General features: G+C 64.3%; 16 protein-coding genes. 7 read left to right on the forward strand and 9 right to left on the reverse strand.

Going from position 1 to position 14,907, the window contains the following annotated elements:
• Positions 1–42: 42 nt before the first annotated feature.
• A complete protein-coding gene (locus HMP06_RS13645) occupies positions 43–1,131 on the forward strand; it encodes an alkene reductase (RefSeq protein ID WP_176497567.1) in 1,089 nt (362 codons plus the stop codon).
• 146 nt (positions 1,132–1,277) lie between these two features.
• On the opposite strand, the gene HMP06_RS13650 is transcribed toward HMP06_RS13645, so the two are convergent.
• The 8 genes from HMP06_RS13650 to HMP06_RS13685 all read right to left on the reverse strand — a co-directional run bounded on the left by HMP06_RS13650 (position 1,278) and on the right by HMP06_RS13685 (position 8,837).
• On the reverse strand, positions 1,278–2,651 hold the full coding sequence (locus tag HMP06_RS13650; protein ID WP_176497568.1) for a cytochrome P450: 1,374 nt from the start codon (positions 2,649–2,651) through the stop codon (positions 1,278–1,280).
• A 260-nt stretch (positions 2,652–2,911) separates the two neighbouring features.
• Positions 2,912–3,331: a 6,7-dimethyl-8-ribityllumazine synthase gene (gene ribH, locus HMP06_RS13655; protein WP_176497569.1), complete on the reverse strand. Its 420-nt coding sequence runs from the start codon at positions 3,329–3,331 to the stop codon at positions 2,912–2,914.
• 159 nt (positions 3,332–3,490) lie between these two features.
• A complete protein-coding gene (gene ribB, locus HMP06_RS13660) occupies positions 3,491–4,654 on the reverse strand; it encodes a 3,4-dihydroxy-2-butanone-4-phosphate synthase (protein ID WP_176497570.1) in 1,164 nt (387 codons plus the stop codon).
• Positions 4,641–5,261, reverse strand: coding sequence for a riboflavin synthase (locus tag HMP06_RS13665; RefSeq protein WP_176497571.1), 621 nt, complete (start codon positions 5,259–5,261; stop codon positions 4,641–4,643). The genes ribB and HMP06_RS13665 overlap by 14 nt, the downstream gene beginning before the upstream one ends.
• A 9-nt stretch (positions 5,262–5,270) precedes the next feature.
• Complete coding sequence (gene ribD / locus HMP06_RS13670; protein WP_232089690.1) at positions 5,271–6,290, reverse strand: bifunctional diaminohydroxyphosphoribosylaminopyrimidine deaminase/5-amino-6-(5-phosphoribosylamino)uracil reductase RibD; 1,020 nt, start codon at positions 6,288–6,290, stop codon at positions 5,271–5,273.
• A 1-nt stretch (position 6,291) separates the two neighbouring features.
• Positions 6,292–6,642, reverse strand: coding sequence for a hypothetical protein (locus HMP06_RS13675; protein WP_176497572.1), 351 nt, complete (start codon positions 6,640–6,642; stop codon positions 6,292–6,294).
• 97 nt (positions 6,643–6,739) lie between these two features.
• Positions 6,740–7,411, reverse strand: coding sequence for an energy transducer TonB (locus tag HMP06_RS13680; protein WP_176497573.1), 672 nt, complete (start codon positions 7,409–7,411; stop codon positions 6,740–6,742).
• Positions 7,412–7,511: 100 nt separating this feature from the next.
• Positions 7,512–8,837 (reverse strand): glutamate--tRNA ligase, encoded by a 1,326-nt coding sequence (locus HMP06_RS13685; protein ID WP_176497574.1) that lies wholly within the window; start codon positions 8,835–8,837, stop codon positions 7,512–7,514.
• A 98-nt stretch (positions 8,838–8,935) separates the two neighbouring features.
• On the opposite strand from HMP06_RS13685, the gene HMP06_RS13690 reads away from it, so the two are divergent.
• Positions 8,936–9,871, forward strand: a complete 936-nt coding sequence (locus HMP06_RS13690; protein WP_176497575.1) for a ribose-phosphate pyrophosphokinase — start codon at positions 8,936–8,938, stop codon at positions 9,869–9,871.
• A 181-nt stretch (positions 9,872–10,052) separates the two neighbouring features.
• Here the strand turns inward: HMP06_RS13690 and HMP06_RS13695 are convergent, their stop codons facing one another.
• On the reverse strand, positions 10,053–10,583 hold the full coding sequence (locus tag HMP06_RS13695; RefSeq protein WP_176497576.1) for a sterol desaturase family protein: 531 nt from the start codon (positions 10,581–10,583) through the stop codon (positions 10,053–10,055).
• Positions 10,584–10,674: 91 nt separating this feature from the next.
• Here HMP06_RS13695 and HMP06_RS13700 point away from each other — a divergent pair, with 91 nt between their 5' ends.
• The 5 genes from HMP06_RS13700 to HMP06_RS13720 all read left to right on the forward strand — a co-directional run bounded on the left by HMP06_RS13700 (position 10,675) and on the right by HMP06_RS13720 (position 14,894).
• Positions 10,675–10,914, forward strand: coding sequence for a hypothetical protein (locus HMP06_RS13700; protein WP_332103003.1), 240 nt, complete (start codon positions 10,675–10,677; stop codon positions 10,912–10,914).
• Positions 10,915–10,984: 70 nt separating this feature from the next.
• Positions 10,985–12,184 carry an ADP-forming succinate--CoA ligase subunit beta gene (gene sucC, locus HMP06_RS13705; protein WP_176497578.1) on the forward strand — a complete coding sequence of 400 codons (1,200 nt, stop codon included), beginning with the start codon at positions 10,985–10,987 and terminating at the stop codon, positions 12,182–12,184.
• 46 nt (positions 12,185–12,230) lie between these two features.
• A complete protein-coding gene (locus HMP06_RS13710) occupies positions 12,231–12,977 on the forward strand; it encodes an electron transfer flavoprotein subunit beta/FixA family protein (protein WP_176497579.1) in 747 nt (248 codons plus the stop codon).
• On the forward strand, positions 12,974–13,903 hold the full coding sequence (locus HMP06_RS13715) for an electron transfer flavoprotein subunit alpha/FixB family protein (RefSeq protein ID WP_176497580.1): 930 nt from the start codon (positions 12,974–12,976) through the stop codon (positions 13,901–13,903). The genes HMP06_RS13710 and HMP06_RS13715 overlap by 4 nt, the downstream gene beginning before the upstream one ends.
• A 97-nt stretch (positions 13,904–14,000) precedes the next feature.
• Positions 14,001–14,894, forward strand: a complete 894-nt coding sequence (locus HMP06_RS13720) for an HNH endonuclease (RefSeq protein ID WP_176497581.1) — start codon at positions 14,001–14,003, stop codon at positions 14,892–14,894.
• Positions 14,895–14,907: the final 13 nt, after the last annotated feature.

Below are 14,907 nucleotides of genomic sequence, written 5' to 3' on the forward strand. Positions count from 1 at the left end.
CTATCTGCTAGGCGTCAGGTAGCAAAACAAAACGGAGTTTCCATGCCCAACCTCTTCGATCCGATCCAGCTCGGCGCGATCCACGCGTCCAACCGGATCCTGATGGCACCACTCACGCGAGGTCGCGCCACGAAGGAAGCGGTGCCGACTGAACTCATGATCGAATACTATACCCAGCGGGCGAGCGCCGGGCTGATCATCTCGGAAGCGACCGGGATCAGCCGCGAAGGGCTCGGCTGGCCGTTCGCGCCGGGCCTGTGGACCGACGAGCAGATCGAACATTGGAAGCCAGTGGTCGATTCGGTCCATGCGGCGGGCGGCAAGATCATGGTGCAGATGTGGCACATGGGCCGTCAGGTGCATTCCTCGGTGATCGGCGGCCAGCCCGTTTCCTCGTCGGCGACGCGCACCGCGGGCCAGGCGCACACCTATGAAGGCAAGCAGGATTTCGAGATGGCGCGGCCGCTCGAACTCGACGAGATTCCGCGTCTGTTGGCCGATTATGAACATGCGACCAAGAACGCGCTGCGGGCTGGCTTCGATGGCGTGCAGATCCACGGCGCGAACGGCTATCTGATCGATCAATTCCTGCGCGACAATGCCAATCTGCGTGATGACCGCTATGGCGGGTCGATCGAGAACCGCATTCGCCTGATGCGCGAAGTGACCGAGCGCGTTGCCGCAGTGGCGGGCGCGGATCGCACCTCGATCCGCTTGTCGCCCAATGGCGATTCGCAGGGCGTGGATGACAGCAACCCGGTGGCGCTGTTCACCGCCGCCGCCAAGGCGCTCGACGAGATCGGCATCGCCTTTCTCGAACTGCGCGAGCCCGGTCCGGACGGCACTTTCGGCCGCACCGAAGTGCCCAAGGTCAGCCCACAGATCCGTCAGGTCTTCTCGAACCCGCTGGTGCTGAACTCGGACTATACCACGGTCGAGGAAGCGCAGGTCGTGCTCGACAATGGCACGGCGGACGCGATCGCGTTCGGGCGCACCTTCCTCGCCAACCCCGATCTGCCCGAGCGCCTGCGCACGGGTGCCCCGCTCAACCCCGGCAACCCGCGGACCTGGTATAGCCAGGGGCCAGAGGGCTATACCGACTATCCCACGCTGGAAGAGGTTGCTGCGTAAGCGGATCCTCCCCGGCACGGGGAGGGGGACCGTGAGCATTCAGCGAACGGTGGAGGGGGCGGGCCACAAGCGCCACCCCCTTGGCAGCCCCCCTCCACCACCCGCCTGAAGAAGGCGGGTGGTTCCCCTCCCCGTGCCGGGGAGGATTAAGAAAGCGGGACAAACCGCAGCGGCAAGCCATCTTTGGGGCGCGGAATTGGCCAGGCTTGCCATTCCGCGCCCGACCCTTCGTCGAGTTCGATGCGGTAGCGGCTGAGCAATTGCGTGACGAGGATGCGGATCTGCATCGTCGCGAAGTGCAGCCCCAAGCACATATGAGCACCGCCGCCGAACGGCACCCACGCATATTTGTGCCGCGCGCGGACCTTGTCGGGGGTGAAGCGTAGCGGGTCGAAGGTCTGCGGATCGGGCCACAGCTCGGGCATCGTATGGGTATAGGCGACGCTGACGCTCACCGTGCTGCCCGCCGGAATGTGATAGCCGCCGAAATCGAACGCCTTCACCGCACGGCGGGGGAGTGAGGGCACGGGCGGGATCAGCCGGAGCGCTTCCTTGAACGCCATGTCGGTCAACTCCAGGCGGTCGAGCTGGCCATAGGGCAAGCCGCCGGTTTCGTTCAGCCCGAGCCCGGCGATCTCCGCGCGCAACTTTTCCTGCCATTCGGGATTGCGGCCGAGCAGCATGATCAGGCTGGTCGCGGACGAGGTGATCGTATCGTGCGCCGCCATCATCAGGAAATTCATGTGATCGGCGATCGCGTCGGCGGGCAGCGGTTGCCCGTCATCGCCGGTCGCGCGGCAGAATTGCGAGAAGAAATCCTGCCCAGTCCCGGCACGGCGCGCGGGGATTTCGCGCTTGAACAGATCGATCAGATACTCGCGGGCCTTCACCCCCTTGCGCATTTGCGAGCCCGGCAACGGGATGCGGATCGGGGTGATCGAGGCCTGCACCTCATCGACGAACGCCTGGTTGATCTTGGTCGCCTCTTCGCCGAGCGGCATTCCGAGGAAGCTCTCGGCGGCGAGATCGAGCGTCAGTTCCTTGATCGCATCGTAGAATTTGATGGGTTTCCCGCCCCAATCGGCCACCGTCCGCGCGATCCCGGCGTTGAGCGTCTCGGCATAATGCCGCATCGGTTCGGGCTTGAACGCGACCGCCATCACGCGGCGATCGGCGCGATGCTTGTCGAAATCCATCAGCATCAGCCCGCGCGGGAAGAGCAGATTGAGCAGCGGGCCCCAGCCCTGTTCGGACGAAAAGACGCGGTCGCGGTCGAACAGCACCAGCTCGTTCGCTTCTGGCCCCATCAGGCTGACCGTCGGCCCGCCAAAGGCATTGTTGCGGAACACCGGGCCATACGTGTCGATCATCCGCTTGCCGAACGCGACCGGATCCTTGAGCATCCGGAAGGTGTTACCGACGAAGGGGAGCCCATTTTCGCCCGGAATGCCGGCGATGTCCGTCTGCTTTTGCGGGGGCAGCCAATGGGGATTGGCTTTATGGGTATGGGCGTAGGCCATCATCGCGCTCCTGCTTACTGACACCGGTATAAGTAAGCATTGGCGGCAAAGGAAGGGGCAGATCGCCCCGGAAGTTTAGGCTAAGGTTAGGCGTAAATCCTGTGCGTGCATGTGCGCCCGGTGCCGGATGGCGGGATTGGCGATGGGCAAGGGGGTGGCGGACCGGGGCATGGCCGGGAGCTTACCGTCTCGCGGCATTGTAGGACAGCCGCGCTTGGCCGAGCCGAGGCCGCTCCGCCAACCGGATCGTCATCCGGGGGTCAGCCGAAGCGTGCCTTCAGCGCCAGCATGGCGAGCGCCGCGTGCGCCGCACCGCCGCCCTTGTCGAGCTGTGCGCGGTCGGCACGGACGATCGCCTGTGCCTCATTCTCGGTGGTGAGGATGCCGTTGCCGATGCACAGGCCATCCATCGACAGTGCCATGATCCCGCGCGCGCTTTCACCAGCGACGATTTCGAAATGATAGGTCTCGCCGCGGATCACGACGCCCAATGCGACGAACGCGTCATAGGCACCGCTTTCGGCCGCCAGCGCGATCGCGCCGGGCACTTCGAGCGCGCCGGGGACGGTGATCGTCTCGTGGCTGTGCCCGGCCTGCGCGATCGCGGCGCGCGCGCCGTCGAGCAACATGTCGTTCAAATGGTCGTAGAAGCGTGCTTCTACGATGAGAATTTTGGCCATGGGATTTCACACTCCTGTTTGCCCCAGCGCCCTCCCCGGCGAAGGCCGGGGCCCAGTCGCGGGGCGATGATAGCGGGTGGCGGCATTCGCGTTCACGGCCATCGCCACTGGGCCCCGGCCTTCGCCGGGGAAGCGTGGAAGAAAACGGGGTTGGCGAAGTTACTCCCCACCCGTCCCCGGAATCGCGCGCTCATCGACGATCGACAGGCCGTAGCCTTCGAGGCCGACCAGCGCATGGTGCGTGTTGGTGAGCAGCACCATTTCCTCCACTCCCAGCTCGGCGAGAATCTGCGCGCCGACGCCGTAATCGCGCAATTCCTCGACTTCGGGCGCGCCCGCACCCTTGCCTTCGCCGCGCAGCTTCATGAAGCGCGTGACCGAATCCTTCATCGGGCGGTTGATCACCACGATCACGCCGGCGCCTGCCTCGGCGATCAATTCCATCGAGCGCGACAGCAGGCCGGAGCGTTCGGATTGCTCACCGAACATGTCGACGAAGTAGGAGGCGGTGTGCATCCGCACCAGCGTCGGCTTGGCCGGGTCGATCTTGCCCTTCACCAGCGCGATCGTTTCCTCGCCAGTGGCCTTGTTGAAAAAGGTCATCGCCTTCCACTGCCCGCCCCATTTCGAGTCGAACGCCATTTCGGCACGCTTCTCGACCAGATGATCGTGGCGGCGGCGATAAGCGATCAAGTCGCGGATCGTCCCGATCTTGAGATTGTGGAGCTGCGCAAAGGACACGAGATCGTCGAGGCGGCTCATCGTGCCATCTTCGTTCATAATCTCGCAAATCACGCCCGACGGGTTCAATCCGGCAAGGCGTGCGACGTCGACCGCCGCCTCGGTATGCCCGGCGCGCACCAGTACGCCGCCATCGCGCGCGACCAGCGGAAAGACGTGGCCGGGGGTGACGATCTCTTCCTTGCCCTTCGACGAATCGATCGCGACGGCGATGGTGCGGGCGCGGTCGGCGGCGGAAATGCCGGTGGTGACGCCGTCGCGCGCCTCGATCGAGGTGGTGAAGGCGGTTTCGTGCCGCGTGCCATTGTGGCGGCTCATCAAGCCGAGGCCGAGCTCATCGACGCGGCGCTTGGTCATGGCGAGGCAGATCAGGCCGCGACCGTGCTTGGCCATGAAGTTGATCTTTTCGGGCGTCGCCATTTGCGCCGGAATGACCAGGTCGCCCTCATTCTCGCGATCTTCATCATCGACCAGGATGAACATGCGGCCATTCTTGGCCTCGTCGATCAGATCCTCCGGCGAGGACAGGAACCCATGGCGCAGCCGTGCAAGTTCGGGGCGCGCAACTTCAGGCTTTTGCACGATAATGCTCCATGCGTTTCAAATAGCGGGCGAGGACGTCGATTTCGATGTTTACGGTAGCGCCCGCGCTCAGCGTGCCCAGCGTCGTCACCGCTTGCGTATGCGGGATAATGTTGAGCGAGAAGACCGCGCCGTCGTCGGTGTCGGTCACTGCGTTGACGGTCAGCGACACGCCATCGACTGTCACCGATCCCTTGGCGGCGATGAACGGCGCAAGCTCGGTGGGCACGGCAATGTCGACCTTCCACGAATCGCCCTGCGTCGTCACCGAAGCGACCGTGCCGATCCCATCGACATGGCCGGTGACGATATGCCCGCCCAATTCCTCGCCGAGCTTCAGCGCACGTTCGAGGTTGAGGCGGCGCCCGGCGGTCCATTGATCGGCCGGGGTGCACGATACGGTCTCGCCCGAGACATCGACCGCGAACCAGCCCCCTGCGGCATGGCTGCCCTTGTTGATGACGGTCAGGCACACGCCCGAACAGGCGATCGACGCGCCGAGATCGACGGTCGCCATGTCATAGGCGGTGTTGACGAAGATGCGCAGGTCGCCGCGCGCTTCGATCCGGTCGATCTGGCCGACGTCGGTGATGATGCCCGTGAACATGGGTTTGCGTTATCCTTTGCCGCCATCCCCGGGCACAAAACCGGTTCCTATTGTTGCCGGAACGGCGGAGTCCCTGACGCGCTCGTAAACCTCGAGCCGGTCGCTGCCAAGGGTCCGTTCGTCGGTGATCAACCAGCGGCCATGCGCCGCTGTCACGTCGCCGAGACCGATGTCGGGCAGGGTGCGCCCGCCACCGATCAGGATCGGCGCGCGGTACAGCAGCAGGCGATCGACCAGATCGGCGGCGAGGAACGCCGCCGCGGTCAGCGCGCCGCCTTCGACCAGCAGATGATCGACGCCGTCCAGCGTGGCGATGTCGTGCGGGGTGGCGATTCGCTCCCAGCCTGGGTTGGCGGTCTGCGACAGGACGATGCGGCGCGGTGCGCGCGCTTCAAGCCCGGCCAGCCGCACGTCGAGCGCCGGATCGTCCGCCGCGATCGTGCCGCGCCCGACCAAGATCGCCTCGTGCCGCGCGCGTTCGAGATGCGCGTGCGCGCGCGCCCCGGGGCCGGTGATCCATTTGCTAGACCCCGATTCCAGCGCGGTCGCGCCGTCGAGCGAGAGCGCGAGCTTGAGCGTCACATGCGGCCGCCCCCGCGTGCGCCGCATGAGGAAGCCCGCCATCGCCGATCGTGCTTCGTCCGCGCGCAGACCGACATCGACCGCAATCCCCGCCTCACGCAGCCGCGCAATGCCGCTGCCATCGGTGCGCGGATCGGGATCGCCGAGCGCGATGACGACGCGCGCGACGTTCGCCAGTTGCAGCAGATCGCTACAGGCTGGCCCGCGTGCCGACACGTGCGCGCAGGGTTCCAGCGTGGTGTAGACAGTCGCGCCGCGCGACTTCTTACCGGCCTGCGCCAGCGCCATCGCCTCGGCATGCGGGCGCCCGCCGGGTTGCGTCCAGCCGCGCCCGACGACGCGGCCGTCAGCCACGATGACGCAACCGACGTTGGGGTTGGGGGCGGCGCGGCCGCGCCCGCGGCTCCCCAGCGCCAGCGCTGCGGCCATCCAGCGTGCGTCGTTCATCTCAAATCCCGTAGGATTTCAGCGCGTCATCGATCCGTTTGAGCTGCGCCTTGCGCTCGGCCTGAAGCCGCTTGAGCTCTTGCTCCTGCCGCGTCTGCTCGACCCCGTCGATTTTCTGTTGCGCGATGATTTCGGCGTCGGTGCGATCGGCGCGCCACTGCTGCACATAGATGATCTCGCGGTGATAGGCGGGCTTGGGCATCCGCGCGACGTCGAGCGTGCCCAGAATCATCGTGTAGGTCAGCACCAAAGACAGCGCCATGAAACCGATCTGGTGCGGCCGCCGCGTCAGCACATAGCTGCGCAGATCGCGCCACGCGCGGACCGGAGAGAAATACTGCCGAAGGTTCATGGCGTGGAAGATAGGCGCGGCAGGCGTGCGATGCCACCCCCGCCGCGCCTGCCGCTCATGCCTCGTGCCTCATTCCCCACCGCTCATTCCCAACGCCTCATTCTTCGTCCAGCACGAAGCGGACCGCCATCGTGTGCCACGCCTCGATCGCGACGCCGTCCTTGGTGCCGGGCTTGAAGCGCCATTTGGCGAGCGCTTGCTTGCGCGTCGCTTCGAAGAAGGAGGGGCTGGCAGCGCTGATTTGCTGGACGTCCTTCACGCGGCCATCGGTGCCGATCAGCACGCGTACCACGACGCGGCCTTCGTGTTCGCCCAAGCGCATGTCGCTGGGATAGGCTGGCTGGAAATAGTCGCGATAACGCGGGTCGAGTGTGGGGCCGAGCAGGATGGGCGTGTGCAGCGGGATGACGGTCCCGATCTCGGTCCCGGTTCCGGCCGTCAGCGTGTTCGTCGGGGGCAAATCGACGAGCGTGCCGGTTTCCGCGCCGGGCGCCGGTGTCACTATCGGCTTGGTCATGTCGATTGAGTCGCGCGGCTGCGTGGGGACGGGTTTGAGCGTCTCCGTTTCGGGCTGCGGCTTGGGTGGGTCGATCGGCGGCGGGTCTGGCGTCAGGTGAATGGGTTCGCCGATCAGGATCGTCTCAATGTGTCGCGTGATGTTCGGGGTCGCGAGCGTCAGGCCGAAGCCAATCACGCCACACATGGCGAGCGACAGCGTGACCCCGGCTGGATCGAGCCCGCGCCGGTTGGAATACCGATCTGCATACATCGTCCATCTCCATCTCTGTCGCCCGATCGTGTGCCGGGCGTGCATCAGATGTTACATTATTACATTGTCGATGCAAGACACAACGTATCATGTCAAAAGGCTAAGCAGAAAGGCGTGAAATGGCGCGTTCTTGCCCGATCAGCGGCAGTAAAGCCTTCATGTCGGGGCCATGATCGTGCGCAGTCAGCGCACGGCGCAGCGGCAGGAACAGCGCCTTGCCGCTGCGCCCGGTCTCCGCCTTCAGCGCGGCGGTCAGCGTGTGCCACGGGTCGCCGTCCCACGGAATCGTGGCGGCGAGGCGCGCGGCGGTGGCGAGGAAATCGGCGTCGGCCGGGTCACGCTCGGTGGCGATCGGCCCTTCGATCACCGTCCACCATTCGGCGGCGTCGGCGACGGTGGTTAGGTTGGGGCGCACCGCATCCCATTCCACTGCGCCCATGCCATCGGGCAGCCGTCCGGCGACCGAGTCGAAATCGAGCTGGTGGACGATCTTGGCGTTCAAGCCCGCGAGTTCTGCCTCATCGAATCGCGCAGGGGCACGCCCGAAAACGGCGAAATCGAAGGTTTCGATCAGCGCGGCCGACTCGATTAGCGGCTCCACCGGCAAGCTCGTCCCGATCCGCGCGAGCAACGCGCGCACCGCCGCCGGCTCGATCCCGATCTCACGGAAATGCTCGACGCCGAGCGACCCGAGCCGCTTCGACAATTTTCCCTCGGTGCCGACCAGCAACGCCTCATGCGCGAAGGCGGGCGGCGTGGCGCCCATCGCGGCGAACATCTGCAATTGCAGCGCGGTGTTCGACACATGGTCTTCGCCGCGCACGACATGGGTGATGCCCATCTCCGCGTCATCGATCGCCGAGGGCAGCATGTAGAGCCACGATCCGTCGGCGCGGCGGATGACCGGGTCGCTCATCGTCGCGGGATCGAGCTTCTGGGGTCCCCGGATCAAATCGTCCCACACGATCGGCGCAGCATGATCGAGCTTGAATCGCCAGTGCGGCATGACGCCATCCGCCTCCAGCGCGGCGCGATCGGCGTCGCTAAGCGCAAGCGCGGCGCGGTCATAGATCGGCGGCAAGCCCCGCCCGGCGGCGATCTTGCGCTTCAGGTCGAGCTCCTGCCCCGTTTCATAAGCGGGATAGATCCGCCCGGCCTCGCGCAACTGCTGGAAACGCGCCTCATAGATCGCAAAGCGCGCCGACTGCCGCTCCTCGCCATCGGGGATGAGTCCCAGCCAGTCGAGATCGGCGCGGATCCCCTCGACGAAGCGCTCCTCGCTGCGCGCGGCATCGGTATCATCGATCCGTAGCCAGAATTCCCCGCCACTTTTGCGCGCCCACAGCCAGCAATGCAGCGCGGTGCGGATGTTCCCGACATGCAACATGCCGGTGGGCGAGGGGGCGAAACGGGTGCGGATGGTCATGCGCTTGCTCTAGGCAGCGCGTCCGAACGCGGCAATGCCCCTTTACCGCCAGCAAAGCGCGCGCCTAAAGGGCGCAACGACTGCGGGGAGCGACACGCATGAAACTGATGACCGGCAATTCCAATCTGCCGCTGGCGCGCGATGTCGCGGCGTATCTTGAGCTTCCGCTGACCGATGCGCTCGTCCGGCGTTTCGCCGATGAGGAAATCTTCGTCGAGATTCAGGAGAATGTCCGCGGCGAGGATGTGTTCGTGCTGCAATCGACCGGCTATCCGGCGAACGACAATCTGATGGAATTGCTGATCTGCATCGATGCGCTGAAACGCGCGTCGGCCAAGCGCATCACCGCCGTCATCCCTTATTTCGGCTATGCCCGGCAGGACCGCAAACCGGGGCCGCGCACGCCGATTTCGGCGAAGCTCGTCGCGAATTTGATCACCGTGGCGGGTGCCGACCGCGTGCTGTCGGTCGATCTCCACGCCGGGCAGATCCAGGGCTTTTTCGACATCCCGACCGACAATCTGTTTGCCGCCCCCGTCATCGCAGCGGATATCCAGACGCGCTACAGCCGCCACAATCTGATGGTCGTCTCGCCCGATGTCGGCGGTGTGGTGCGCGCGCGCGCGCTCGCCAAGCGACTCGACAATGCCCCGCTCGCCATCGTCGATAAACGCCGTGAGCGCGCGGGAGAATCCGAAGTGATGAACATCATCGGCGAGGTCGAGGGACGCTTCTGCATCCTGATCGACGATATCGTCGATTCGGGCGGCACCCTCTGCAACGCCGCCGCTGCGTTGAAGGAAGCGGGTGCGGCGGGGGTGGCGGCGTACATCACCCACGGTGTCCTGTCGGGCGGCGCCGTCGCACGGGTCGAGGGTTCCGTGCTCGAGGAATTGGTGATCACCGATTCGATCGGCAGCCATGAGGTAATCGATGCCGCGAAGAAGATCCGCCACCTGACGATCGCCCCGCTGCTCGCCGAGGCGATCCGTCGCATTGCGGATGAGAGTTCGGTATCGAGCCTGTTCGATTGAGCGTCGGCGCGGGCCGAAAGCCGCAAAAGGTTGCTAGAGCGGGCTGACGTTAGCTTGATCCACTCCCCAATCCGTTCGTGCTGAGCTTGTCGAAGCACCCGTGCAACACGCCAGCCTTTGCTTGTTGCACGGGCCCTTCGACAAGCTCAGGGCGAACGGGTCATGCTAATGTCATCCTGCTCTAAACCCGCTCTACCACGCGTCCCGATCCGTCCTGCGCGCCCGCCGCGCGCACACCGTCCAGCCCGCGGCGCTTCAATTCGGCCTTGAGCGCCTCGGGCTTCGGCGCATAAATGAAGCCGAAGCTGACCGTGCCATGCTTGGTGCTGACGACATGGTGCAGCCGATGCGCCTGCACGATGCGCTTCATATAGCTCCAGCGCGGGACATAGCCGCTTTCGACCCGGCGGTGGACGATCACGTCGTGGAACCCGAGATAGATCGCGCCATAGCCAGCGATTCCGGCGCCGATCCAGGTCGCCCAATCGCCGGTCGTGCCGCTCGTCCCCAGGATCAGCAGGACGATCGACGGCAGCGCGAAAATCACGAAATACCAGTCGTTCAGCTCCCAGAAGCCGGTGCGCGGGCGGTGGTGGCTTTCGTGCAGGAACCAGCCGAAGCCGTGCATCACCCAGCGGTGGACGACATAGGCGAAGATTTCCATCCCCAGGATGGTCGCGAAAAAGGTCAGCAGGCCGGTTGTCCAGGACATGCTGCCGATATAGCATCGCGGCCACGATATGCGACCCTTCTTCGTCCTTTTTGCGTGTGCTGCGCTGGCGGCCTGTTCGACGCCAGAGACCTTGACGCGCTCCGGCTTGGTCAGCGCCGGAATCCCCAAGCCGATCGCCGCGTGCATGGCGGGGCGGATGGTGGATCGGCTGTCGATCCTGCAATTGCGGCGGCTGTCGGGGCTCGGCAAGGCCGACCGGTCGCGCGACCTCGATCAGTTCCTCTACCGCGTGCGATCACTGCGTGACCCGGAGATCATCGCGGTGACCGGGTCTTCGGCGGCGCTGTGTGCCAGCGGGATCGCACGCTGAGGGGGTGGATTCGCAGGGCCCGCTGTGCTTAAGGCCTGCGCATCCCCATCTCTGGCAAAGGCCCCGCCCCATGAACATCCATGAATATCAGGCGAAGGAAGTGCTGGCGAAATTCGGTGTTCCGGTGCCCGCAGGCTTTGCCGCGCTGACCGTCGACGAAGCCGTTGCCGCCGCCGCAAAGCTGCCCGGACCGCTCTATGTCGTGAAAGCGCAAATCCACGCCGGCGGGCGCGGCAAGGGCAAGTTCAAGGAACTCGGCCCTGATGCCAAGGGCGGCGTCCGCCTCGCGCGCAGTGCCGACGAAGTCCGCGCCGCAGCGACCGACATGCTCGGCAACACGCTGGTGACGATTCAGACCGGCGAGCATGGCAAGCAGGTCAACCGCCTGTACGTCACCGACGGCGTCGATATCGCCAAGGAATTCTACCTCGCGTTGCTCGTCAACCGCGCCACTGGCCGCGTGTCGATGGTCGCCTCGACCGAGGGCGGGATGGACATCGAAACCGTCGCGCATGACACGCCCGAGAAGATTCATTCGATCGACATCGATTGCGCGACTGGCTTCCAGCCACATCATGGCCGCGCCGTTGCCGCAGCCCTCGAACTGTCGGGCGATCTCGCCAAGCAAGCGGCGAACGTCGCGGCGAAGCTGTACGACGCCTTCCTCGGCACCGATGCAGAGCAGATCGAGATCAACCCGCTCGCCGTGACCGATGACGGCAAGCTGATGGTGCTCGACGCCAAGGTCGCCTTCGACGGCAATGCGATGTTCCGCCACAAGGATCTGATGGAGTTGCGCGACGAGACCGAAGAGGATCCGGCCGAGCTCGAAGCGTCGAAGTACGACCTCGCCTACATCAAGCTCGACGGCGACATCGGCTGCATGGTCAATGGCGCGGGTCTGGCGATGGCGACGATGGACATCATCAAGCTGAACGGCATGTTCCCCGCGAACTTCCTCGACGTCGGCGGTGGCGCCTCGAAGGAGAAGGTGACCGCGGCGTTCAAGATCATCCTTGCCGATCCGAACGTGAAGGGCATCCTCGTTAACATCTTCGGCGGGATCATGAAGTGCGACATCATCGCCGAGGGTATCGTTGCCGCGGCGAAGGAAGTGAATTTGAGCGTGCCGCTTGTCGTTCGGCTCGAGGGCACCAATGTTCAGCAGGGCAAGGACATCCTCGCCAATTCGGGCCTCGCGATCGTTCCGGCGAACGATCTGGGCGATGCCGCGAGGAAGATCGTCGCCGAGGTAAAAGCGGCCGCTTGAGCGCTTTCCTCCCCAGGAGCGCGACAGGACGAACGGAGAGTTTGCAATGAAGGTTATGGTCCCCGTCAAGCGCGTGCTTGACTATAACGTAAAGCCCCGTGTGAAAGCGGATGGGACGGGGGTCGATCTGGCCAACGTCAAGATGAGCATGAACCCGTTCGACGAGATCGCGGTCGAGGAAGCGATTCGCCTCAAGGATAAGGGCGTGACCGAGATCGTGGTGGTCTCGATCGGCGAGCAGAAATCGCAGGAAACGCTGCGCACCGCGCTCGCCATGGGTGCCGACCGCGCGATTCTCGTCGTCAGCGAAGACAAGGTCGAGCCGCTCGGCGTCGCAAAGCTGCTCAAGGCGATCGTCGCGGAGGAAAAGCCCGATCTGATCATCCTCGGCAAGCAAGCGATCGACGATGACAACAACCAGACCGGGCAAATGCTCGCCGGGTTGATGGGCGTCGGCCAGGCGACCTTCGCGTCCAAGGTCGAACTGACCGCCGACAGCGTCACCGTGACGCGCGAAGTCGATGGCGGGTCGGAGACCGAGACGCTCACGCTGCCCGCGATCATCACGGTCGATCTGCGCCTCAACGAACCGCGCTATGCCTCGCTGCCCAACATCATGAAGGCAAAATCCAAGCCGATGGCGCAGAAAACGCCGGCCGATTACGGTGTCGATGTCGCACCGCGCCTCACCACGCTGAAGGTGGTCGAGCCGGCCAAGCGTTCGGCTGGCGTCAAGGTCGCCGATGTCGATGAACTCGTCGCAAAGCTCAAGGCAATGGGAGTTTCGAAGTGAAGACGCTCGTCTGGGTCGAACATGACGGCGCCACCGTCAAGGATGCCACGCTCGCCGTGGTCACCGCCGCCTCGCAACTGGGCGAGGTCCATTTGCTCGTCGCGGGGCAAGGCGTGGACGGCGTCGCTGCCGAAGCCGCCAAGATCGCGGGCGTCGGCAAGGTGTATGTCGCCGATGAGGCCGCTTACGCCCATGCATTGGCCGAGAATGTCGCGCCGCTGATCGCCGGGCTGATGGCTGATCATGACGCGTTCCTCGCGCCTGCTACCACCAACGGCAAGAACATCGCGCCGCGCGTCGCCGCCTTGCTCGACGTGATGCAGATTTCGGACATCCTCTCGGTCGAGAGCGAAGACACGTTCACGCGGCCGATCTATGCCGGCAATGCGATCGCGACGGTGCAGACCAAGGACGCCAAGAAGGTCATCACCGTGCGCGGCACGGCCTTCGCCAAGGCGGCGACTGAGGGTGGTTCGGGCACGATCGAGGCCGTCGCCACGACGGGTGACGCTGGGCTGTCGACCTATGTCGGCTCAGAAATCGCCAAGTCGGAGCGGCCCGAACTGACCTCGGCCAAGATCATCGTGTCGGGCGGCCGTGCGCTGGGTTCGGACGAGCAGTTCCACGCGATCATCGATCCGCTTGCCGATAAGCTCGGCGCAGGCGTCGGCGCAAGCCGCGCTGCGGTCGATGCCGGCTATGCCCCGAACGACTATCAGGTTGGCCAGACCGGCAAGATCGTCGCCCCGGAAGTGTATGTTGCGGTCGGCATTTCGGGCGCGATCCAGCATCTCGCGGGGATGAAGGACAGCAAGACGATCATCGCCATCAACAAGGACGAGGACGCGCCAATCTTCCAGGTCGCGGATTACGGGTTGGTGGGTGATCTGTTCAAGCTGGTGCCGGAACTCACTGGAAAATTGTAAGACCTCAGCAATGACGATGCCGGCGCCCCCAGCGGGCGTCGGCAGTTAAATCTTTTGTTTTGATTGCGGTTGTCGATTTCTAACGCAAGTATGGCGCATGGCTAACGGCGTTTTTATCCACCGCGAAGACTCGATTTATCGCGACACACCGGCTGTTCGATATCATTTTCCGAAGCCATATCTTGACCGAGTTCGCGCCTGCGTCGGAGACTGGATCGTCTATTACGAGCCGGTGAAGGTTCGCGAAACCCGGGGTTATTGGGCCGTCGCGCGAGTCCAGACCGTGATGGCCGATCCCGAGCAGTCCAACATGTTCTACGCGCTGATTGAGCCGGGCAGCTTTCTTCAGTTCACGGACCCGGTTCCCTTTATCGAAAAGGATGGCCCTGTTGAGCGCGGCCTCCTTAATGATTTCGGCAAGCTCTCGGGGCGGGCTCAGGCGGCTGTTAGGCCCCTTTCGCAGCAGGATTTTATCCGGATCGTAAATGCCGGCTTGCCCGATGCTGACCTACTTCCCCGCATTGACCCCCCTTCTGATGCAACAAGGCTGAGAGAAGATCGGCTTGGTTACGATCTGGGTGAGCGTACGCGGGTAGCGCAACTCACGTTACGGCCACTGCGCGACCGTGCCTTCCGCAAGTCTGTCCTGAATGCATATGGGGAACGCTGTGCGCTAACCGGCCTCAAGCTAATTAACGGTGGTGGCCGAGCTGAAGTCGAGGCGGCGCATATCCGATCAGTCGAAGCAAACGGCCCAGATTTGGTTGCAAACGGCCTCGCGTTGTCGGGCACCGTTCATTGGATGTTCGATCGTGGGCTAATCACGCTCACCGATGATCTCTCGATCCGCGTCTCGAGTCACGTTAATGATCGCAACGGGGTAGCGGCCCTGCTCAATAAGGATGGGAAAGCTCGGATGCCCGTCCGCGCAGGGGATCGACCGCACCCGATTTTTCTCGAATGGCACCGCGACACATGCTTCAAAGCATAAGGCGCACATGGGC

Source organism: Sphingomonas sp. HMP6 (assembly GCF_013374095.1).
Classification (GTDB): Bacteria; Pseudomonadota; Alphaproteobacteria; order Sphingomonadales; family Sphingomonadaceae; genus Sphingomonas.